This is a genomic window from Vreelandella sp. ssv (genome assembly GCF_059448525.1).
Genome location: NZ_CM182545.1, coordinates 995,118 through 1,017,286 on the forward strand (window position 1 = coordinate 995,118; position 22,169 = coordinate 1,017,286).

Genomic DNA, 22,169 nt, shown 5'->3' on the forward strand with positions numbered 1-22,169 from the left:
TTAACCCGGTTGCCGTTCCTCTATGAAGAGCTACGTCACACCAGTTCACGCTTATCACGCCGTGCAATGCGAATGTCTTTGACGGTGGCGATGCCGATGATCGCGAAAATGGCGAGGGATATTAACGGCCAGATCAGTACGTATAACGCCAAGATAAAGGTTTGCATGTGCTTTCCTATTGTCTGGCTGGTGCGCTTGGCGCACCAGCGGATGAAGTGACTCGAACGTAACGTCGGGCTTAGCCTTGTGTAGCAGGCTTGGCAGGATCGTAGTTGATCACTTTCTGATCGATCTGCGAGAAGTCGAACTTGCTCGAACTCATCAGGCTGACCGCAATGCAGACGATGGTGCTGACGCCGTAGGCCATCAGTGAGGCCAACAGCACCGTGTAGTCGCGCAGGAATCCAAGACTGAAGTAAGCAAGCGCAATGGCACATAGAGCGCCGACGACTAAGCCGACGCGACGTCCGCAGAACCCAAAGGCCATCAGCCCGAGCACTACACCACCGCCTACGGCGGCGAGTAATTCGAACAGCCCGCCGACTGCGCCAACCAAGGGCAGCAACTCAAATCGTGCGACGCAGAACATCACCAGGCCCGCGATGACCGCGGATGTGAAGGCCGTATTGGTGACTCGGTCCCAGAAGCAGCTGGCGATGACCGGGAACACAATCGCGCCCCAGAGTGCACCGACGAAGACCAGCATGATCAGAATATCCATCGAGAAGCTGGCGAGAATCACCCCGATCAGCGTCGCGACGATCATAGTTAGCCTGCCGATAAACAGCATTTTGGTCGGGTCGGGCTTGTTTTTGGCGATATTTTTGCCGTACACATCGGCCATCACAATCGCGGACATGGCGGAGAGATCCGAGTCAGCGGTAGAGGAGAGTGAACCGATTACCAGAATAAAGAACAGCCCGATAAACACCGGCGAGAGGTACATCGAAACCATCTGCGGGATCAGGTTGTTCATGTCTCCATCAATCGGCTCCATGCCGGTCATCAATGCCATCAAGCCAATCATGCCAAGGCCAATCACAATCGCACCGTAACCAATGGTCGCGGTGATAAAGGTCGGCTTGATGTGGTCTTCTCGCACGGCAAATAGCCGCTGGGAAATGGTCTGGTTACCAATCGCGTAAGCCAGCACCGCCACAAAGAAGGGCGCACCTTGATTGAGAATCGCGTCCATCGAGAACAGATTGGCTTGTTCTGGCGTAAGGAGGCTCATGCCATCTGACAACGTTTGCGGCCCACCGAGAGCGAACATCACCGCTGGAATAATCAGAATGGCCACGGCCATCATCGCCATTAGCTGGGCGAAATCCGTCAGCACCGAGGCGCGGAAACCTGACCACAGCGTATAGGAGAGCACCCCGACCCCGGCAATAACCACACCGGCCTGGAACGAGAGGGGTGAAAGCACCGAGACCAGCGCGCCGGAAGCCGTGAAGTTCACCATCAGGCTTATGATGCTACCCAGAATGTTGGAGGAGGCGAGTATCAGTTGGCTGGAAGAGCCATGGCGGGCGTGGATTAGCTCACCGAGGGTGTGGGCGTTGGGCGCCAGTTTGCGAAAGCGACGACCAAAGGGATAGATGAACAGAATCATCAATGCACCCCACAGCCCGTAGTGCAAAGGGCCGGAAATGCCGTAGGTGTAACCCGAGGTGGCCGCGCCGTAGAACGAGGCAGCCCAGATCCATGTGGCGGTCATGCTGGCAGCGCCAAGACCAAAGCCAATTTGATGATTGGACACCATAAAGGCGTCAGTATTTTCCTTTTTCTTCTTAATCAGCAGGGTTAGCAGATACGTGCCGCCGTAAAAAAACACCAACAAAGCGAGGACAGTCATCGTCGAGAATTGATAGAAGTTTTCTTCGTTCATTGAATATCCATAGGCTTTGCAGCCTTAGCATCCTAAATAGCAACCAGAGTTCCATTACGGAGCGGTCGCCAGAGGACGAAAGCAAAAAACAGATCAACATCCTAGTTATGTCTGTAGCGAGATAAGACCGCGGTTGGCAGTCTGGTCGTGCAATATCCGGCGTTGGAGACGCCGTGGTAAGGGGGCCGGATTGACGCACACAGTGAACTGCAACAAAGCGCTGGGAAGGTCGATCCGGTTGGCTACACTACTCCCTAAAGCATGAACAGTACAGGTTGTTACCAAATGGACAGAGGGAGTGGGGAGGTTGGAGTGGGCGAAGTTTAGGTCATTAATGCTAGAAAAGTGTTGATGACTCTTAAGGGAAAGCCGGGCGAAGATTCAAAAAATCGCCGTGTGCTCTGCCAGAACCGCTAAGCCAATGCCGATCAGCACTACACCACCAATTAACTCTGCCCAGTGGCCAACAAATTTGCCGAGTTTGTGGCCCAGAAAAGTGCCCATGGAAGCCATAACGGTAGTGGCTAAACCAATGGCTAAGCTGGTGGCGATGATATTGGCATCGATAAACGCAAGGCTTGCGCCCACGGCCATGGCATCAATACTGGTCGCGGTGGCGGTGAGGACTAATAACCACAGTGTTTGTTTGCGCTGTTCTATCTTGTCGTCTTTTTTGAGCCCGGCATAAACCATATGCAGGCCAATAATTGAGAGCAGCGTAAAGGCCACCCAGTGATCCCAGGCCTGCACATACTGTTGCGATACCTTACCCGCTGCCCAGCCAAGCACCGGTGTTATTGCTTCAATCACACCAAATACTAAACCAATACCGATAGCATGACGAAAACGGGGCTTTTGCAGCTCGGCGCCTTTGCTGATGGAGGCGGCGAAGGCATCTGCTGACATGGAAACAGCCAGGAATAGCAGGGTGATGGGTGCCATAAAATATGAGCTCTCTTGCTGAACATGCCGTGCATAAAAACCCGGAAGCAGAGTAATAAATACGCTGCCTGAGTATTAAAGTGGGATGCTGAATAGCGGTGAATCCTATCATGTTTTATTAAACAAACAAGGCAGTGTTTTAAAAATAAAGTTTGTAAGAGTGAACTAACATAGCCATGGCTAACAATGTGTGTTCTAGCTGATTTTGTTGCCTTTTCAATCTTGTATGTGTTCTGGTTGTTTGGAGCGGTTATTTGTAATATTTAAGATACTGTTAATTATTACGTGGGTTTTAAATCATAGTTTAAATGCTTGGATAGTTGGCCATGTTGGTTTTTAAGTTGATAAAGTTAAGCATTATTATTTAGGTGCTTGCTGTTCGAACACTTGGCCGTCACCGCCGGGCAGACAAAATCATGCTTCGACATTCGGTGCTCGTGTTACAGTATGTTCGCACTGAATTTCCGCCGGTATTCGCTAGCATATTGGGCATGGTTGAAACAGTGTCTAAAAAGAGAAAGGCCGCATGAGGCGGACGTTTCCCTTGCTCCCTTCTATTATCAATTTTAGTTAAACAAGTAGGGTTTGATATGCGATTAGCGGCGTTTATTCAAGCTGAGATAGAGTCGATTCTTGCCGATTGGGAAGAGTTTTCCAGAACTCTCTATCACGCAAAGGATATGAACAAAAGCAGTCTACGTGACCATGCCAAAGAAATGCTGTTGGAGATTGCCGCGGGTCTCAATGCACAGCAGGGTGAGTCCGAGCAGGCGGCTAAATCAAAAGACGGCGCGCCGAAGGGGCCGGAAGAGACCTGGGCAGAAGTGCATGGCGAGGAACGGCAGAGTAGTGGCTTCACCGTTATTGAAACGGTATCTGAGTTTCGGGCACTGCGCGCAAGCGTGGTGTCGCACTGGAGTAAAGCCCACCCAACCCTGGCTGGCCAACGGCTTGAAGATCTTACCCGTTTCCATGAGGCAATAGATCAAGCGGTCGCTGAGTCACTGGAGCAGTACGCCACCGTCAAGGAGATGGAGACCCGGCTATTTGGTGCCATTCTGCTTGCCTCCCCAGACCCGATTTATGTTCTCGATCTTGAAGGCCGGTTTATATACGCCAATAAGGCTACCGCCGATCTCTTCGCCATGGAACCTGAGGCCATCATCGGCAAATCGACGTTTGACCTTGGTTTCTCGTTCGCTTCTGATTTTCAGCGTAATTTGGATAAGATCATTGCTGACCAATCCACCTTTCGGGGTAAGTTTGTGCATACTTTTGCTTCTGGCCGGGGCGAGAAATTTGAATATCTGCTTGCACCCGTGCTTGATGAGCAGCAAGGCACCGAAGCGATGGTCTGTATTTCCCGCGATATCACTGAGCAGGCCATTGCGGAAGAGAAAGTATGGCATAACGCCCACTATGACCTTTTGACGGGGCTACCAAACCGGCGTCTTTTTCTGGACCGACTGGAACAGGAAATCAAACATGCAAAGCGCCGTAGCCGGCCTCTTGCGCTCCTCTTTATGGACCTCGACGGTTTTAAAGACGTTAATGATTCGCTCGGCCATGAAGCGGGAGACCGCATACTGTCTGATGTGGCGGAGCGCCTTGCTGGCTGTGTCCGAGCGAACGATACGGTGGCCCGTTTAGGCGGGGATGAATTTACCGTGATTCTCACCGGCGCCGAGCAGCGCAAAGATGTCGAGCATGTGGCGCAGACGATAATTGATGCCGTGGCGATGCCATTTCACATGGGGCAGCAGCGCATTCAGATTTCCGTCAGTATTGGGATAGCGTTCTACCCGGAGGCCGCTTCCACACCAGATTCGCTATTAGAAGCGGCGGATAAGGCGATGTATAAAGCTAAAAAAGCCGGTTCTAATCAGATGTGTTTTCAGGACGCGCTCGACAAAGCGGGAGCATCGTTGGCCTAAGCTTATCGTCTGATGATTAGGCAGGTTGTGGTGCTGCCCTTGCCCCACGTAATTGGCTAACGTCCGCCCGGGGCGGGGCACCGAACATGCGGCTGTATTCGCGGCTGAAGTGGGAAGGACTTTCATAACCTACCCGGTAGCTGGCGGTGGCTGCCTCTAGCCCCTCGGCCAGCATCAGGCGTCGGGCCTCGTGCAGGCGAAGTTTCTTCTGGTACTGCAGAGGCGACATGCGTGTGACTTGCCGGAAACTATGATAAAGCGTCGATTCGCTCATGTTGGCGGCGGCTGCCAGTTCACGGATCTTGAGCGGTTGTGTGTAGCGCTCTTTAAGGGCGTAGATGACCCGCGCAATCCGGTTGGCCTGTGAGTCCGAAGCGGCAAACCGGCGCATGTGAGGCCCCATTTCGCCCATGAGTGCCCGGTAAATCAACTCACGACGGGCCAGGGGCGAAAGCACTTTAATATCTTCTGGGGAGTCGAGCAGGCTTAAGAGTCGATAGAGCGCGCCCTGCATACGTGTATCCATAGGAGCTGATTTTAATCCGCAGTCCATCTCGGGGCAGATAGTATCATTTCCCGCGGGCGGCGCTGTTTCGCCCAGTTCCAGTATTAGTCCAGCTACCTCCTGAGGATCCACCGAGACCTTTACCGCCAAGTAGGGTTTTTCTGGGGTGGCATGGTCAATCCTGCCTACCACCGGTAGGTGAATGGCGCTACCCATGTAGCTGGGCCCGGTGTAGACGATCTCCTTGTCACCCAGTAGCACCGTCTTGCTGCCTTGAATGACAAAGCACAGGCACGGCTCGTATACCGCACAGTGAAAGCTGGTGGGGACGTCAGCGCGCACCAATTGCACTTCGGCAATCGCCGTATCCTGAAGCTCCTCAAGCGGACTCCATCGACGGGCAACACTGATTAACTGTTGCGACAGGTTGTCGCTGAGCTGGACGATCTGCTCAGGCAAAATAGTGGTCAATGGCTCTCCTCCCTATTAGCTCGCAGTATATGCCTCCGCTTCATGAATCGTAGGCCTTTTCATTTGTTTTTGCAGGATCAGGCAAGTACCCCGTAGAAATCGACAACTCGCACCAGCTGCTACCTGGTCGTCATGCTGCGCGAGCCCGAAAATAGCTCGAGCGTTTGATTGGGTCTGCTTATCGGACCGACTTCTGCCCGCGACAGAAACAGGCAAGCTTTCCGCAGGAACGCGATACCTTCCATGCGCTCGTGTCGCCTATTGTAAGTAGCGTCTGATGGGCGCGGAGCGCGCAGCCTAGTGCTGCGGGCTTGCCTGTCCTCCGTATGAACTGAGCGTCATTCAAGAATGCTGCCGAGGCTGCCCTCACGGGGGAAGCCTTAGTGCACTGTCGAAATGGTTCGTGCTGAACCGACTCATTAAAAAACGCCAACCGCCAACGCGGTGAGGGGTTATATAACGAACGTTGTTATCGATCTACGATAGCCACTGGAGCAAGTAATCATGGGAAGTCTGTCTCAAACAACCCGCTTTGCAAGCAGTCGAACGATATTACTGTTCCTGCTGCTGATGGCCTTGCTTACCGGCTGTGAAGCCAAGAGTGAGGAAGCGGCTTCTGCGTCGCCACCGCCACCTCCTGAAGTCGAGGTGGCAGAAGTGACCGCTCAGCCGGTGGTGTTGAGTGAGTCATTCACCGGGCGGGTGGAAGCCGCGGAAACGGTGGAACTAAGGTCGCGAGTGAGCGGCTATATCCAGGAAGTCGCCTTCGAAGAGGGTGAACTGGTAGAGCAGGGGGATCTGCTGTTCCTGATCGATCCACGTCCCTATCAGGCCCGTGTGAGTGCCGCCCAGGCGGATCTTGCTCAGGCCAGGAGCCAGCAGGCCCAGGCGGGCAGTGAAGCCGAGCGCGCCCGGGTGTTGCTGGGGCGTCAGGCCATTTCCCAAGAAGTGCATGACCAGCGTCAATCGGCCCTGAGTAATTCGCGTGCCATGGTCGATGCCGCTGAGGCAGCGTTGCAGACCGCCGAGCTTGATCTTGAGTACACCCGCATTATAGCGCCGATCAGTGGCCGAGCCGGTCGGGCAATGGTGACCAGAGGCAATTTGGCCAGCGCTGACCAAAGCCTGCTGACGACCCTCGTTACCATCGATCCGATTCATGTCTATTTCGAAGCCGACGAGCAGGCTGCCTTCGCCAGCCAAACCCTTCTATCCGACGAAGAGAGCAGCCTGAGGATTGAGCTGGGCGGAGATCCGCAGCGTCAATACAGTGGCACGCTGGACTTTATCGACAACCGTTTGAATCCCAATACGGGAACGCTGCAGTTCCGGGCACTATTGGCCAACCCTGATGGTCGCATCCGGCCGGGAGAATTTGCCCGTGTCGAGATGCCGGTTGCTCATTTGGAGCAGGCGCTGCTACTGGATCGTAAAGCGATTTTGACCGATCAGGATCGTCGCTACGTCTATGTCGTGGATGGCGACAATCGGGCAAATCGTCAACCGGTTGCTACCGGGCGTCAGATGGGGGACCAGTGGGTGATCACCGAGGGGCTCAGTCCCGGTGATCGAGTCATTGTTAACGGTGTGCAAAAAGTGTTCTTTCCCGGAATGGAAGTGAGCCCGCAAAGCGTAGCTGCCACCCCGGCTGCTGACGCTCAACCCACTATTGCTGCCAGAGAAGACTAAACCGCCATGAATTTCTCTCGTTTTTTCGTGGACCGACCGATTTTTGCGGCTGTGCTGTCGATCATTATTCTGGCGGTGGGGCTGATCTCCATTCCTAACCTGCCGATTAGCGAGTACCCAGACGTGGTGCCACCCTCCGTGGTGGTTCGCACGGTTTACCCCGGCGCGAACCCGAAGGAGATTGCCGAGACCGTGGCGACGCCGCTGGAAGAAGCCATCAATGGCGTCGAGGACATGATGTACCTCAAGTCCGTCGCGGGCTCCGATGGCGTGCTGCAGATGACTGTTACTTTCCGCCCTGGTACCGATGCTGAGCAGGCTGCCGTTCGGGTGCAGAACCGCGTTAGTCAGGCCCAGGCCCGGCTGCCGGAAGCCGTGCGCCGTCAAGGCGTTACCACCCAGAAGCAGTCGCCTACGTTTCTAATGGTCGTTCACCTGACCTCGCCCAGCGGTGAATACGACACCCTCTACCTACGCAACTATGTGCGGCTGAATGTCCGAGATCGTCTGGCCCGGCTCGAAGGGGTAGGTGATGCGCAAATCTTCGGCGGGGGTGACTACGCCATGCGGGCGTGGCTTGATCCTGATCGAATAGCCGCCCGTGGCCTCACGGCTGGCGATGTGGTCGGCGCCATGCGCGAACAGAATGTGCAGGTTTCCGCCGGGCAGTTGGGGGCAGAACCCATTGAAGATAGTGATTTCCTCACGCTGATCAACGCCCGAGGGCGGCTGGAAACGGTGGAGGAGTTCGGCGACATCGTGCTGAAGCGCGGCGAGGGCGGCGAGATCCTCAGACTTTCGGATGTGGCCCGGCTGGAAATGGGCGCCGGGGACTATACGCTGCGCTCGCAGTTGGACAGCAACAACGCGGTCGGTGTGGGGATATTTCAGGCACCGGGGGCCAATGCGCTGGAGATTCGCGAGCAGGTTATCGCCACCATGGACGAGCTGTCCGAACAGTTCCCGGAAGGGGTGGAGTATGAAGCGGTCTACGACACCACGATCTTCGTTAATGACTCGATTGAATCCGTGGTGAAGACGCTGCTGGAAGCCGTGCTACTGGTGGTGTTGGTGGTGACACTGTTCCTGCAGACCTGGCGTGCCTCCATTATCCCATTGCTGGCGGTGCCGGTATCGGTGATCGGTACCTTTGGGGCGCTTTACCTGCTGGGGTACTCCATCAACACGTTGACGCTGTTTGGGCTGGTGTTGGCCATCGGCATTGTGGTGGACGACGCCATCGTGGTGGTGGAAAACGTGGAGCGGAACATCGAGGAGGGCCTGAAGCCCCAGGCCGCCGCGCATCAGGCTATGCGGGAAGTATCCGGCCCTATCATCGCCGTGGGCTTGGTGCTGTGTGCGGTGTTTATTCCCATGGCTTTCCTGTCGGGAGTGACCGGTCAATTCTATAGCCAGTTTGCGGTAACGATTGCCATCTCCACGGTGATCTCCACCATCAACTCGCTGACCCTGTCGCCCGCGCTAGCGGCAATGCTGCTCAAGCCCCATGGCGCGCCTAAAGATCGACTCACCCGAGTGATCGATAAGCTGTTCGGCTGGATTTTCCGTCCCTTCAATCGCTTTTTCAACGCCAGCTCCAATAAGTACCAAGGAGGCGTGGCCCGATCCCTGAAACATCGCGGCGCGGTGTTTGTGGTCTACGCGCTGTTACTGCTGGGCACTGGGGTGATGTTCAAAGCGGTGCCGCCTGGGTTTATTCCGGTGCAGGACAAGCTTTATCTGATCGCGGGCGTCATTCTGCCGGAAGGGGCCTCTTTGGAGCGAACCGATCAGATGCTTCAGGACGTGGTGGATATTGCCATGGAGACCGAGGGCGTGGAGCACGCCATTGCTTTTCCGGGTCTGAACGCGCTGCAGTTCACCAACACCTCCAACACCGGGGTAGCCTTTCTTACCCTCAGCGCCTTTGGTGATCGCAGTCTTAGCGCAGCGGAAATAAATGCACGGATCAACCAGGGCATTGGCGGCTTGAAAGAGGGCTTTGCGTTCTCCTTTATGCCTCCGCCAATTCTGGGGCTAGGCAATGGTTCGGGGTTTCAGCTGTTCATCGAGGATCGCGGCAATCTTGGCTATGGGGCGCTGCAGCAGGCGGTCAATCAACTCCAGGGCGCGATTGCGCAGACGCCGGGTATGGGGTTTCCGATCAGCAGCTATCAATCCAACGTGCCGCAGCTGGATGCCGAGGTGGATCGGTTGAGAGCGAAGGCCCAGGGCGTACCCTTGACCGAACTGTTCGACACCCTGCAGACCTATCTGGGTTCGACCTATGTGAATGACTTCAACCGTTTTGGGCGGACTTGGCAGGTGATCGCCCAGGCGGATGCGCCTTACCGGGCCAGCGTCGAAGATATCGCCCGGCTGCGTACCCGTAATGACCAGGGGGAAATGGTACCTATCGGCACGATGGTGGATATCAGGCAAACCTTCGGCCCAGACCCGGTGTTGCGCTACAACGGCTATCCGGCAGCAGACTTGGCCGGCGAATTTGATCCCCGCGTGCTTTCGTCCGCCCAGGCGATGGACGCCATCAACGCTCTGGCGGAAGAGGTGCTGCCTCCGGGCATGGCGTTGGAGTGGACCGACCTGAGCTACCAGCAATCCACCCAGGGTAATGCGGCGCTGGTGGTCTTCCCACTGTCGATCCTGCTGGTATTTCTGGTGTTAGCGGCCCTCTACGAGAGCTGGACACTACCGCTGGCGGTGATTCTGATCGTGCCCATGTCGATGCTGGCAGCGCTGATCGGTGTGTGGTTTGGCGGGGGCGACAACAACATTTTCGTGCAGGTGGGGCTGGTGGTGCTGATTGGCCTGGCGTGCAAGAACGCCATCCTGATCGTGGAATTCGCTCGCGAGTTGGAACTGCAGGGCAAGGGCGTAGTGGACGCGGCCCTGGAAGCCTGTCGATTGCGGCTGCGGCCGATCATCATGACCTCGATCGCCTTCACGGCGGCGGTGTTGCCTTCAATGCTTGCCACCGGTGCAGGTGCCGAGGTACGGGCGGCGCTGGGTACCGCCGTGTTTGCCGGCATGATCGGCGTCACACTGTTCGGCCTGTTCCTAACGCCGGTGTTCTACGTGGCGCTGCGCAAGCTGGCAGGCCCGTTGGTCAGCCATCACACTTCTACCTTGGCCATCGAGGAGAATACTAACCAGGGAGAGGTGCCTGCCAAAAGTTAGCGAGGTTTGTTTCAATGCTTATTGGCTATCGTTAGCGGTCAGTTGAAAATGCCCCGTTAGATTGAAAAAGGATGCACAGCCCCGCAGAAAAATGCGGGGCTTACGCAGGTTTGGCTATAGTTAAAGAGTATTCAAGCAAGCAATGGAGGCGACTATGCTGCTTAAAGGATCATGCCATTGCCAGGCCGTAACCTTCAGTGTGAAGTCACACCACCCTTATCCTTTCAATCGCTGTTACTGCTCAATCTGCCGTAAAACGGCGGGTGGTGGAGGCTATGCCATCAATCTCAGTGGCAACAGCAAAACGCTCAACGTTAGTGGCGGAGAGCATATTACTGTCTACCGCGCCTTCATTAAGGGTGAGCAGAGCATGGGAGAGCGGCATTTCTGCAAACACTGCGCTTCGTCGCTATGGGTTTACGATCCTGACTGGCCCGAGCTTGTACACCCTTTCGCCTCTGCGATTGATACGGACTTGCCGACCCCGCCGAGGAAAACACACATGATGCTGGGAAGCCGGGCAGACTGGGTCGAGGTCAATGCGCAGTTCCAAGACAAATGCTTTGATGAATATCCGGATGAAAGCCTTGCCGAGTGGCACCAGCGCCTGGGGTTGGAGCGCTAATGCATCGCGCTCTGTTTGGCGTTTCGGTAAAGCCACCACACATCGAACCCAAACGAATACGTTAAAGAGATCAATGCGCTAATGGCCAGCAGGCTGGCCATTAGGTGGGAGGTGAGTGGCGTTAACGCCAATAGCAGCGCCACCACTTGCCAGACACACACGGCCTTACGGCGAAAGCTTTCAAACAGCGGCTTTGAAAGCCAGGGAAACGGCCAGCTGGCGCCCACAAACAGGTAGCGCATAGCGCCAATCATCAGCACCCAAAGACCTAAAGACTCCTGCCGCAGCAATCCCGCGCAAAGCAGCAATATCAGCAGGGCATCCAGTTCCATATCAAAGCGCGCGCCGAACAGCGAGTGACTTTTGGTGCGTCTGGCAATCCAGCCGTCAACGCCATCCAACAGCAGGGCGATGACCGCCATTGCCAGCCATTGCCAGATGGCGTCAACAAACGCATTGGCGGCGAGTGAACCGGCCACCAGCGCAACTAATACCGAACGGCCCAACGTGACCCGGTTTGCCCAACCCAAAGAGCCGTAGGGCCAGAAGAGAATGACCATGACGGTTATCAATATGTACAACCCATAGGCTACCCACCAGTTAGCCGGGGCCGCCATCAGAAGCGGAAAGCATTTTCCCACGCCGAACAGCAATAATCCGCCCAGCAGTAGCTCTGTGGAGCTGTATAGCCGTTTGGGTAAAGCGTAAGACGAGGCATTTGAAAAAAGCGGCATGGTGGCTCACGAAGCGGCGTCGCTATCAGCAGTTGAAATAAATGATGCAAATATTTTTATATGTACCATTCTTGTAGAAGAAGGTAGGGTTGTCTATGTGATCCAAAAAAATAGGCTAGGTAGTTTCAAGTATTCCTAGTAGTTAATCGAATATTTTCTTTCAACCGCTACGCTGAAGATAGTGAGCTATTGTAAACTGTTCTCCATGGACCCGATCAGTATGTGTCCAACCCCATTGGCAAAGAGCCGAGTCACTTAACGTGCTACTCAGTCTCAGCTGTCAGGGCGTTAGTCTTAGTTTGCAGTTCGATGGTGCTAAGTACTATTCAACGGAATGAAAGAGAGTTCGAATTATGTGAGCTCGTCACAAAAAGGAACGCTTATGTCGGCACCTGACGATGTTGGCAAACATATAGACGTTGCCAAAAAGACCACCGCCACTGCCTTTTGGGTCATCAATCCCACAGAAGGCGAGCTGCGATGTGAGCCGCTTGCTACCCCCGCCGAGGATGAGGTGCACGTACGTGCCTTGTACAGCGGTATCAGCCGTGGCACCGAATCGCTGGTGTTCAATGGTCGTGTGCCTGAAAGCGAATTTTCACGCATGCGGGCTCCCTTCCAGTCGGGTGACTTTCCCGCCCCGGTCAAATACGGCTATTGCAGCGTTGGCTGCGTCGAACAAGGGCCCGACGCGCTCTTGAATAAAACCGTTTTTTGTCTATTTCCTCATCAAGATCACTACATCGTACCTGCTTCAGCGGTGCTGGAAGTGCCTGCAAACGTACCCGCTAAACGCGCTGTATTGGCCGCTAACATGGAAACCGCCATTAACGGTGTGTGGGATGCCGAGCCAATGTTGGGCGAGCGGATTTGCGTGATAGGCGCCGGGGTCGTTGGTGCGTTAGTTGCCTACCTATGTGCCCAGGTGCCTGGCGTCGACGTACATTTGGTCGATATCAACCCCCAGCGCCGCCATCTGGCCGAACAGCTAGGCGTCGCTTTTGCAACGCCCGAACAAGCCCCCCATGATCAAGATTGTGTGATCCACGCCAGTGGCCAGTCGGCTGGCTTACGCCAAGCCCTTGAGTTAGTCGGTAGCGAAGGGCGCATTGTCGAAATGAGCTGGTTTGGCGAGGGAGACGTCTCGATTCCGTTGGGCGGGGCTTTCCATTCTCAGCGGTTAACGCTCAAGGCCAGCCAAGTGGGTCAGCTGCCACCAAAACTTCGCCCGCGTTGGGACTACCAGCGCCGCCTTCGCTTAGCGCTGAGTCTACTGGTGGATGAGCGACTAGACGTCCTTATCAGTGGTGAAAGCGACTTTACACAGCTGCCTACATTGGCCAATACGCTGTTTGGCCGTGGCAGCGTGGAGCTTTGCCATCGTCTTCGATATGCCCATTAATCTTATGTTTTTAATTATTTAATCAGGAGTTTTTATGTTTCGTTTATGTGTCCGTGACCACTTTATGATCGCCCATAGTTTTAACGGTGAAATCTTTGGCCCCGCCCAGCGTACCCATGGCGCCACCTATGTGGTGGATGTGGTTTTTCAGCGTCCTGAGCTGGATGAGGATGGCCTAGTGATCGATATTGGCCTTGCCAGTGAAACGGTGAAATCCGTACTGGCGGGATACAACTTCTGTAATTTGGACGAAGTGCCCGAGTTTGCGGGTAAAAACACCACCACCGAGTTTATGGCCAAGGTGATTTTTGACCAGCTCGCTAAAGCCATTGGTGAGGGCAAAATGGGTATCACCGCTAAAGGTATCAGCCATATGGAGATCAAATTACATGAATCCCATGTGGCGTGGGCAAGCTATGAAGGCGGCCTATGAGTCAGCGGTTTACCCTGATGGTTGCCGGTGACCCTGCTCAGCGTACCGGCGGCTATATCTACGATGCTCATATTGTCTCAGCCTTGCGCAACCAGGGCTGGGAGATTGACGTTGTGGGTCTGGCGGGACGGTTTCCTGATGCGGATGCAGAAGCGGCAGCAGCACTCGCCCAGGCGCTTGAGTCACTACCCGACCATGCAGCTGTGGTGATCGATGGCTTGGCCATGGGCGCACTGCCGGAGATAGTGGCAGAGCATGCAAAGCGGCTGGAAATCACTGCGCTGCTGCACCACCCCTTAGGCGATGAGCTGGGCCTGAATGAGAACGATCAGCAGCGTTTTCATCGCAGCGAGTTAACGGCGCTTGCCCCTGTGGCGCGCATCATTGTCACCAGTCATTTTACGGCTCGGCGCTTGCCGGAACTGGCGGCCCGTTACGCCATGCCCCTCGTCGCGAGTGTCACTGTGGTAGAGCCAGGCGTGGCCCAGGCACCGATTAGCCCGGCGGCAGAGCCAGGGGAAACGCTGCGCCTACTGTGTGTAGCAACGCTAACGCCGCGCAAAGGGCAGGATATTCTTGTTCAAGCGCTGGCGGGGGTGGGCGGTGATCACTGGCAGTGTGACTGCTATGGCGGAGCGCGGGACTCAGCGTTCACCCAGCGCGTGCAACGGCTCATTGATCAGAATGGCTTGCAGAGCAGCGTGCAGTTGCACGGCGAATGTGACAACGAAACGCTGGAAGCGGCTTATCGGCATGCTCATGCGCTGGTGCTGCCCTCTTGGTATGAAGGCTATGGAATGGTCGTCACCGAGGCCCTGGCCCATGGTCTGCCGGTGATTACCACCACCGGTGGCGCGCTACGCGACACCCTGCCAGAAGGTGCCGGTTTGAGCGTTGAACCGGGCGACGTTGCGGCGCTTCAAGAGGCCTTGAGCAGCTTTTGTAATGACTCAGAACTGCGCCACCAGCTGCGCCATGGGGCTGCCCAAGCTCGTAGCCAGTTGAGTGATTGGTCGGCGGCGGGTGTCGCCTTCGCGGAAGCGTTAGAAGTCCAAGGTAGTGCGCCCAGCGATTCGGCAAGCCTGCGCGCAGGAAGTCAGTTTGAGTCTGATTGGCTGACCCTGCGTGAGGCCGCTGATTTTGCTTCTCGCAGTCAGCGGTTAGCCACGTTCGCCGCTGAATGGCTTAGCGCTCATGGCTCAACGCAAGTAATAGCGGACCTTGGCTGTGGCCGGGGTAGCAACATGCGCTTTCTCGCCCCGCGTTTAAGCGGCCATCAGCGCTGGGAATTAATTGATCACGACGCTATTTTGTTGGCCCAGGCCCGCCAGCGTGCCGCCGGGCTAAGCAATATTCATGGGCAGCCTGTGGCCGTTGAAACGCACTGCGTATCGCTGGAGCCGATTACCTATGTGCCGCTGGACGATGCGCACCTAGTGACGGCGTCGGCTCTGCTTGACCTGGTTTCCCAGCAGTGGATTGATGCCTTGGTAGGTCGTTGTGCCGACCAGCAGCAAGCGCTATTGATAGCGTTAAGTGTGACCGGCGAGTGGCGTTTTATTGATTCCCAGGGCGCGCCGGTGCTGGATGATGAAGACCACTGGCTGCTGGCCATGTTTATTGCTCATCAGCAGCGTGATAAAGGCTTGGGCGATGCGTTAGGCGGTCAGGCCCATGAGGCATTAGTGGCGGCACTTGAAAAGGCTAATTACCGGGTAGAGCAAGACGAAACCCCGTGGCAGCTTGCCGCTGGCAGCCACGATCAGCAGCCGTTGATGATGGCGTTATTGGAGGGTTGGGCCGAGGCCGCGACAGAGCAGGCCCCCGAAGCTGCGGCGCGAATTGCCGCTTGGCTGCAGCATCGTCAACAGGCCGTGGCAAGTGGCGAGCTAGGCATTTGGGTCGGGCACCGTGACTTATTCGCTACGCCGCTGTTTACCACACCCCAGGAAGAGGCCTAAGCCTATGGGGCTTGATAAGGGGCTGCTTACCCGACTCTGCACTGGTTTTAAAAAGCGGGGTTTACCCAAACCGGGCTTACAAAACCCATGGCTACGTCGCGTAGTCATTAGTGCAGCGTTACTCGGTGCGGTGGCGCTGTGGGTCGAGCCTAAGGCCATCATGGCGGAAGTGCAGCGTTTCTCGGCCGGTTGGGTAGTGCTGGCGTTAGTTATCAGCACCCTGCAGGTCATGCTATGTGCATGGCGCTGGAAGTTTACCGCTGGGCTGATTGATGTACCGCTGCGGTTTGTCTACGCCCTGCGTGAGTACTATCTGTCGCTGTTAGTAAATCAACTGCTGCCCGGCGGTGTATTAGGCGATGCCGGGCGCGCGCATCGTCATGCCACTCAGGCACAGTCCCGCGGCCGCGCCTGGCGGGCGGTCATTATCGAGCGAGCCTCGGGACAGGTAGCGGTAGCCGTGCTAACGCTGACGGCGCTACTGCTGTCACCACTCTGGCATGCCGCCCTAGGTGTATCCGTGGTCACTGCGATTGGATTAGGCGTAGTGGCCGCTCTGGCGGCGGTGATCACCAGCGTTCTGTTGATACGCCAACGTATTAGCCATTGGCTGGCACGTTTGCCGCACTGGTGCCAAGCCCTTGCCCGCGATGTACGCCGTGGCTTATTGCGCCACGGTGTGTGGCCCCAGCAGTTGCTATCGTCGCTGGTGATTGTGCTGAGCTATGGCCTGGTCATGGTCTGTGCGGCTCGGGCGATTGGGGTTGAGCTACCGGCGCTGCAAGTGCTGGCGCTGACACCGGTACTGCTGCTGGCCATGCTGATTCCGTTTTCGGTGGCTGGTTGGGGGTTGCGTGAAGGGGCCGCCGCCGGTGTCTGGGCATTGGTAGGTCTACCGCCCGCCCAGGGGGTGGCGGTGTCGTTGGCCTACGGTGTACTGGTGCTATTGGCGAGTTTGCCGGGTATCTGGGTTGCGCTGAGCCATCGCGATAAAGCGCACCCTTCAAGTGGCGGGTTCCCGCAGCCGCATGTCGAACAGCGTGTCGTCACCGCAGCGGAAAGCGCGCGTGGGCGGACGCAGGGCACTCTCAAGGGTCTCAATGGGCGTCATTTTAAGGCCTGGCCTGCCGGAGCCGATCAGCAGTGGCGCGACCAGAAGGTGCAACCGATCAACGGCGCCTGCTTCGATAAACTGAGACACCGTGATGCCGCCGCCTTCAATCAATATGCGGGGCAAGCCTTTTTGGGCCAGCAGGGCAATGACATCGTCAGGGTTGAACTGACCGCTGGCATTCAGTGGCAGTACGCAGCGCTGAACGTGGGGAGGGTTGATTGCCTCCGCGGCTCCGGGCCCAACGATCAGCAGCGTCGGCGCGCAGCCGTCGTGCAGCAGCGCCAAGTCGTGAGGAATGCGGCCTCGTGGGTCCAGCACCACCCGCGTCGGGTGACTGCCGCTAACGTGGCGCACGGTCAACTGGGGATTGTCGGCGCTGGCGGTTCCCGCACCAACGACCACCGCGTCAACCAGGGCGCGCAGGCGGTGCAGGTGAACCAAGCTTTCATGACCGTTGATGTAGTGGGAGTGGCCACTTTCCGTTGCAATGCGGCCATCCAGACTTTGACCCAGTTGCGCTACTACCCAAGCTGGGCAACCGGCCAACGGGGTCAGGCAGTCGAGCAGCTCACGCGCCTCACGGGTCACGGCCTGTGCCGTTTGCCACTCGCCGGTGGGCGTCAACGTAATCGCCACATCGCAAGGACGCCGATGACGCAGCGCCGAAAGCCATTCCCAGGCATCGGACAGCGCAATACCGTCGCTAGAATTTACAACACCGCTGTTAACACCAGTATTGACATGGGAGTCGGGCATGACGCCTCCGTGCTAAAAAAACCGCTTCATCATGCGGGCGCTGCTTGGGTAAGAGCAAGTAGTTCAGAGCAAGTAGTCAGCAGCACGTTGTTCAGCGCAGGCGCGTACATCCCCCACGCCAGGAAGCCAGGAGGCCTACATGTACCAGATTGAACGAGCTATTTTCGATATCCGTCGTGGATTGCCAGTGGTGGTGAAAGCCGGTGAGCAGCGTCTGCTAGTCCAGGCATTGGAGGGCAGCGAGTCAGTAGAAGCCCTTACTCGCTTAGCAGGCGAGCGGCCTTCATTGGTGCTTACCCGTCACCGGCTAGCTGCCATGGGGGTAACGTTGACCGCTGAAGCCGCCAGCTTGCCGTTAGCGGCCAACATCAGCACTAACGAGCTGCATGGTTTAGCGACCGCGGAAACGCTTTCGCAGTCTGCGGGTGGGCTTTTAAGCGGTTTAAAACCCGCCGGGCTCGCCGAGCTAGGGGCTGTGACTCTGATGCGTCGTGCCCTGTTAATCCCCGCAGCGCTATGTGCTTTTGTCAGCAAAGAGGCCGCCGCGAACATAGAGCAGCAGCTAGCAGAAGGGCGGTTGCTGCAAGTCACCGCTAAAGACGCTGAGGACTGCTTGGCCGGTGCGCCGGGCATGCTGAAGCGCGTTAGTGAGGCGCATATTCCCTTGGAAGATGCGGCTGACAGCCGCTTTGTACTTTTTCGTGAGCCGGACGGTCTGCGCGAACACGTTGCGGTGGTGATCGGTAAACCTGAAAGCTGGGAAAGCACGGTGCCACTGCGACTGCATTCGGCGTGTTTGACCGGTGATCTATTTGGCAGCCTGCGCTGCGACTGCGGTGAGCAGCTACGCAACGCGGTCGCTGATATTCAGGGGATGGGCGGCGGCGTGCTGCTCTATTTGGCTCAAGAGGGACGGGGCATTGGCCTCGCCAATAAGCTGCGTGCCTACACCTTGCAGGATGGAGGCCTAGACACCGTAGACGCGGATCAAGTGCTCGGCTTTGGTGACGATGAGCGCCAGTACGCGGTAGCGGTGGATATGCTTAACGCACTCGATATCGATCAGGTGCAACTGCTGACCAATAACCCCTTGAAGATGGAAGCGCTGCGCCAGGGCGGTATCGAGGTAGTCTCACGTCAAGCGCTGTACGGCAGCGTTACCGATCACAACCAGCGCTATCTTAATGCCAAGGCCACGCGCGGCGGCCATCTGCTGGAAGACGTGCTCAGTGGCCAGCGTTAAACGCAAAACGGTCGCGGGCTAACGCTGCCTTATGGCCGTGCGGCGAGTTTAGTTGGTTAGCGGGGGTAGGTGGGCGGTTTCTGTCACCACTGCCGCTAACTGACGCGCATAGTGCTTCACCAACTGCTCACCCAGTTCAGCACTGGCGTCGCTAGCATCTCCTGCAACGCCATGGGCGCTCAAATCCTCCGCTAACCAGGCAAACGCTGCCACTCCCTCTGCACTCACTAAATCGTCTCCACGAGGCGCTGCGGGCGGCGTGGCTTGATAATCATCCAGCTGTACCAGCGCAGGCGCTAAATAGCGCATCATCGCCGTTTCAAGCAGCCCACCGTGCAACCCATAACGCAGCTCATCAGCCTCGATGGCGCCTTCCAGTGCGGGTAGCCGCGTATAAGTGGCTTTGACCACTCGCATCCCGTGGCGTCGCCGAAGGGTTAGCCCGGCTAAATCCATCACCGCTTTATTACCGCCGTGACTGTTGAGCAGCACCAGTCGACGTATGCCGGCGCGAGCCAAGCTATCGCCATAAGCCTCTAACGTGGCAATGGCCAGCGGTGCTGGCAGGCTAAGCGTGCCGGGGAAGCTGGCGTGCTCATCGCTTGCTCCGACGGCAATGGCAGGCAGGCAGATGACATTAAGGTTCGGATCAAGCGCCTCCAGCATGGCGGCTTGCAGGCCTTCACCAATCGTAAGGTCGGTCGCCAAAGGAAGGTGAGTGCCGTGTTGTTCAATGGCACCAAGTACCAGCACTGCTACCGGGTCGCGTTGGGCGAAATCGGCTAACTGCGGTGCGGTGAGCGTTTGCCAGTGGTAAATCATGAGGTGATAAGCCTTTAGGGTTTAAACATTGTTTTGAAGCAGCTGGTGATCCGAGCGGCAGGCGTAAAGGTCGCCTGAAGGTAACGCTTCGGCACCCGCATTCAGCCATTCGGTCATCACCTGTGGCGTTTGCCACTCGGCCCAACGGAAATGGCGCTGTTCACCAGCGACGACATTGTAGCGATACTCGCCCAGGCGACTTAAATGGTGGATGCAAGTGTGATTAACCTCTAACGCGCCGGACACAAACTCTACCGAAAGCGCGGCTACCGGGCTGCTTAGCCCCGCCAGCACCTCTGCTTCAAAGCCCTCAACGTCAATTTTGATAAAGCTGGGCTCGCCATACTCTTCAATTAACGTATCCAGCGTGGTGACTGGTACCCGCAAGCGCTGTTCCCAGCGCACTTGGCTAAAGCCTGCATTTCGCTCGCCAATCTGCTCGCACCATTCGATTGCCAGGGTCGATAGCGTCGGGTTGCCGGGGCTAATGGCGATCTCGGCAAAGCCCTCCGTAGGGCCTGCTGCCATGGGAAGCAGCGTGATGCTGGTGGGCCGGACCAATCGTTTAAACCACTTGGCGAGATCGGGCTGGGGCTCAAGGGCTATCACTTTTGCGCCTAGCGCATGAAAAGCTGCGCTGCGATCACCTAAGTGGGCGCCAATATCGAACGCGACAGCACCGGGCTGAATAAACGGCTGGTAAAGTCGCTGGAGCCCACGCTGGCGACCTGGTCGCCAATAGATGAACAGTGAGCGGGCAAGCCCGCCCACGCTACGCAGTCGTTGTAACGCCATGCGCCGCATTAATTGGGTTTCCTTGACGCTGGCGTAAAATGCTTGGCTGGATCAGCGTTACTCGGCATCGGGATACCATACGTAATTCCAGGTTTCACTCACCGGTTCATTGTTCAAGATGAGTCTAAGCCGAACATCGCTGGGTTGATTGTTAGCGGGCACCCGGAAGCTCGCCCGCCAGCCATTATTGGGCAGTGCGGTGACCTGGGGCAGCAGTACCTCGCCCAGTTGAGCGTTAATCTCTAATTCGACGGGTTGATCCGCGGCGATATCATCTAACGCGCCGCCCTGGAAATCGACAATAAATTGACGTTGCTCGCTGGCCGATGAATCCGTTTGCCCTGGACCCGCTGCACTGCCATGCCGGGTACGAATCACTCGCCCCAGCGTATGTCCTTCTGGGTCAGTGTTCAGGGTATGGGTGAGGTAATGGAGGCGGCGGGACTCGCCAGCGTCTAAAGCATCATCCGCTACCCAGTAGGCGACGATATTGTCGTGAGTTTCATCGGGGGTAGGGATTTCGACAAGCTCTACGTGGCCTGGGCCCCACTCATCTAACGGGACCACCCACTGACTTGGGCGCCGGTGGTATTGGGCTTCGGTATCAAGATAACGGTTAAAGTCACGCTCTCGTTGCATCAAGCCAAAGCCCTGAGGGGAGCTGTCCGTAAACGCTGATGTGCGCAGATGTTGCGGGTTGGTTAATGGACGCCAGACCCATTCGCCGCTGCCGGTGTGCATTAACAGACCGTCTGAGTCGTGCACTTGGGGGCGGAAATCGTCTGGACGCTGGCGGCTTGCCTCACCGTAGGTGAACATGCTGGTAAGCGGTGCGACGCCCAGCTTGGCAATATCTTCCCGTGCAAATAGTTGGGCTTCTACTTCAACCTCAGTATTTTCGCCGGGTTGGATGATAAAGCGATAAGCGCCGCTGACAGAGGGGCTGTCCATCAGCGCTAACAGCTCAATCTGTTCGGCATTTGCCTCGGGTTTATATATCCAGAATTCGCGAAACGCCGGGAACTCCTCGCCATCGGGCGAGGCGGTGTCGATCGCCAGCCCTCGGGTGGATAAACCGTATGCCTGGTCGCGTCCCACAATACGGAAGTAGCTGGCGCCGAGAAAAACGGCAAACTCATCAGCATACTCTTCATTGTTGAGTGGGTAGTGGAGGCGAAATCCGGCGTGATTACTACCGGATAAGTCGTACTCTTTCAGCTTTTCGGCATTGCCATCATAGGAGTAGTCTTCCGCCGAAAAGGGCAGCGGGGAGGCTGTGTCGTTTTCAATAACGTTTAGTGCAACCGGGGTTTGAAAGAGAAAGCCGCTGTGAAATAGCTGGAGACTAAAGGGGCTCTCATTGCGCCAATAGGCATGATCGGGGTCAAAGCGAATTTGACGATAGGTATCGTAGTTGAGCTCACGTAATACTTCTGGCAGTGATTCTTCAGGGGCTTGATAAGACGCTTCAGCAAGCTGTTGGGCGCGTTCAATGACCTCATTGAAATGTTTATCGTCTTCAGCAAAGGCGGTAGAGACCATTATCGAACAACCAAGGAAAACCATCCACCTACCAGCATGCCTTTTGTTGGCATGCCCTCTGTTGAAATAGTTGAAACGCATGGGCGAGACCCTTTCGAGTGAAGACCTGCTA

At 56.4% G+C, this 22,169-nt stretch carries 17 protein-coding genes and 1 pseudogene; 9 read left to right on the top strand and 9 right to left on the bottom strand.

Going from position 1 to position 22,169, the window contains the following annotated elements; genetic code table 11:
* Positions 1-35: 35 nt before the first annotated feature.
* The 3 genes from AC5TBW_RS04630 to AC5TBW_RS04640 all read right to left on the bottom strand — a co-directional run bounded on the left by AC5TBW_RS04630 (position 36) and on the right by AC5TBW_RS04640 (position 2,833).
* The gene (locus AC5TBW_RS04630; protein ID WP_235272403.1) at positions 36-167 is read right to left on the bottom strand and encodes a putative transporter small subunit; all 132 of its coding nucleotides are present in this window, start codon (positions 165-167) and stop codon (positions 36-38) included.
* A 71-nt stretch (positions 168-238) separates the two neighbouring features.
* Positions 239-1,891 carry a sodium:solute symporter family protein gene (locus tag AC5TBW_RS04635; RefSeq protein WP_495510950.1) on the bottom strand — a complete coding sequence of 551 codons (1,653 nt, stop codon included), beginning with the start codon at positions 1,889-1,891 and terminating at the stop codon, positions 239-241.
* Between the two features lie 381 nt (positions 1,892-2,272).
* Positions 2,273-2,833, bottom strand: coding sequence for a manganese efflux pump MntP (locus AC5TBW_RS04640; protein WP_495510951.1), 561 nt, complete (start codon positions 2,831-2,833; stop codon positions 2,273-2,275).
* A 590-nt stretch (positions 2,834-3,423) separates the two neighbouring features.
* Here AC5TBW_RS04640 and AC5TBW_RS04645 point away from each other — a divergent pair.
* Entirely contained in the window at positions 3,424-4,767 is a 1,344-nt protein-coding gene (locus AC5TBW_RS04645) for a diguanylate cyclase domain-containing protein (RefSeq protein WP_495510952.1), read from the top strand.
* Between the two features lie 16 nt (positions 4,768-4,783).
* Here the strand turns inward: AC5TBW_RS04645 and AC5TBW_RS04650 are convergent, their stop codons facing one another.
* A complete protein-coding gene (locus AC5TBW_RS04650) occupies positions 4,784-5,743 on the bottom strand; it encodes an AraC family transcriptional regulator (RefSeq protein WP_495510953.1) in 960 nt (319 codons plus the stop codon).
* A gap of 504 nt (positions 5,744-6,247) precedes the next feature.
* On the opposite strand from AC5TBW_RS04650, the gene AC5TBW_RS04655 reads away from it, so the two are divergent.
* The 3 genes from AC5TBW_RS04655 to AC5TBW_RS04665 all read left to right on the top strand — a co-directional run bounded on the left by AC5TBW_RS04655 (position 6,248) and on the right by AC5TBW_RS04665 (position 11,255).
* The gene (locus AC5TBW_RS04655; RefSeq protein WP_495510954.1) at positions 6,248-7,432 is read left to right on the top strand and encodes an efflux RND transporter periplasmic adaptor subunit; all 1,185 of its coding nucleotides are present in this window, start codon (positions 6,248-6,250) and stop codon (positions 7,430-7,432) included.
* Between the two features lie 6 nt (positions 7,433-7,438).
* Entirely contained in the window at positions 7,439-10,630 is a 3,192-nt protein-coding gene (locus AC5TBW_RS04660; protein WP_495510955.1) for an efflux RND transporter permease subunit, read from the top strand.
* A 154-nt stretch (positions 10,631-10,784) separates the two neighbouring features.
* Positions 10,785-11,255: a GFA family protein gene (locus tag AC5TBW_RS04665; RefSeq protein ID WP_495510956.1), complete on the top strand. Its 471-nt coding sequence runs from the start codon at positions 10,785-10,787 to the stop codon at positions 11,253-11,255.
* Here AC5TBW_RS04665 and AC5TBW_RS04670 read toward each other — a convergent pair.
* Positions 11,252-11,989 (bottom strand): CDP-alcohol phosphatidyltransferase family protein, encoded by a 738-nt coding sequence (locus AC5TBW_RS04670; RefSeq protein WP_495510957.1) that lies wholly within the window; start codon positions 11,987-11,989, stop codon positions 11,252-11,254. The genes AC5TBW_RS04665 and AC5TBW_RS04670 overlap by 4 nt on opposite strands.
* 382 nt (positions 11,990-12,371) lie before the next feature.
* On the opposite strand from AC5TBW_RS04670, the gene AC5TBW_RS04675 reads away from it, so the two are divergent.
* The 4 genes and pseudogenes from AC5TBW_RS04675 to AC5TBW_RS04690 all read left to right on the top strand — a co-directional run.
* Positions 12,372-13,391, top strand: a complete 1,020-nt coding sequence (locus tag AC5TBW_RS04675) for a zinc-dependent alcohol dehydrogenase (RefSeq protein ID WP_495510958.1) — start codon at positions 12,372-12,374, stop codon at positions 13,389-13,391.
* Positions 13,392-13,425: 34 nt separating this feature from the next.
* Positions 13,426-13,824: a 6-pyruvoyl trahydropterin synthase family protein gene (locus AC5TBW_RS04680; RefSeq protein WP_495510959.1), complete on the top strand. Its 399-nt coding sequence runs from the start codon at positions 13,426-13,428 to the stop codon at positions 13,822-13,824.
* Positions 13,821-15,785, top strand: a complete 1,965-nt coding sequence (locus AC5TBW_RS04685; protein WP_495510960.1) for a glycosyltransferase — start codon at positions 13,821-13,823, stop codon at positions 15,783-15,785. The genes AC5TBW_RS04680 and AC5TBW_RS04685 overlap by 4 nt, the downstream gene beginning before the upstream one ends.
* A gap of 4 nt (positions 15,786-15,789) precedes the next feature.
* A pseudogene (locus AC5TBW_RS04690) lies at positions 15,790-16,728 on the top strand (lysylphosphatidylglycerol synthase transmembrane domain-containing protein); the annotation flags it as partial.
* A 60-nt stretch (positions 16,729-16,788) separates the two neighbouring features.
* Here AC5TBW_RS04690 and AC5TBW_RS04695 read toward each other — a convergent pair.
* Entirely contained in the window at positions 16,789-17,655 is an 867-nt protein-coding gene (locus tag AC5TBW_RS04695) for a RibD family protein (protein WP_495511913.1), read from the bottom strand.
* Positions 17,656-17,794: 139 nt separating this feature from the next.
* Here AC5TBW_RS04695 and ribA point away from each other — a divergent pair, with 139 nt between their 5' ends.
* Complete coding sequence (gene ribA / locus AC5TBW_RS04700; protein WP_495510961.1) at positions 17,795-18,898, top strand: GTP cyclohydrolase II RibA; 1,104 nt, start codon at positions 17,795-17,797, stop codon at positions 18,896-18,898.
* 48 nt (positions 18,899-18,946) lie between these two features.
* Here ribA and AC5TBW_RS04705 read toward each other — a convergent pair whose 3' ends face one another.
* From AC5TBW_RS04705 to AC5TBW_RS04715, 3 genes are read right to left on the bottom strand one after another with little or no spacing between them, the layout of a single operon-like run.
* On the bottom strand, positions 18,947-19,720 hold the full coding sequence (locus tag AC5TBW_RS04705) for a creatininase family protein (protein ID WP_495510962.1): 774 nt from the start codon (positions 19,718-19,720) through the stop codon (positions 18,947-18,949).
* 21 nt (positions 19,721-19,741) lie between these two features.
* Positions 19,742-20,524 (bottom strand): FkbM family methyltransferase, encoded by a 783-nt coding sequence (locus AC5TBW_RS04710; RefSeq protein WP_495510963.1) that lies wholly within the window; start codon positions 20,522-20,524, stop codon positions 19,742-19,744.
* Between the two features lie 48 nt (positions 20,525-20,572).
* Positions 20,573-22,057: an OpgD/OpgG family glucan biosynthesis protein gene (locus AC5TBW_RS04715; protein ID WP_495510964.1), complete on the bottom strand. Its 1,485-nt coding sequence runs from the start codon at positions 22,055-22,057 to the stop codon at positions 20,573-20,575.
* Positions 22,058-22,169 lie beyond the last annotated feature (112 nt).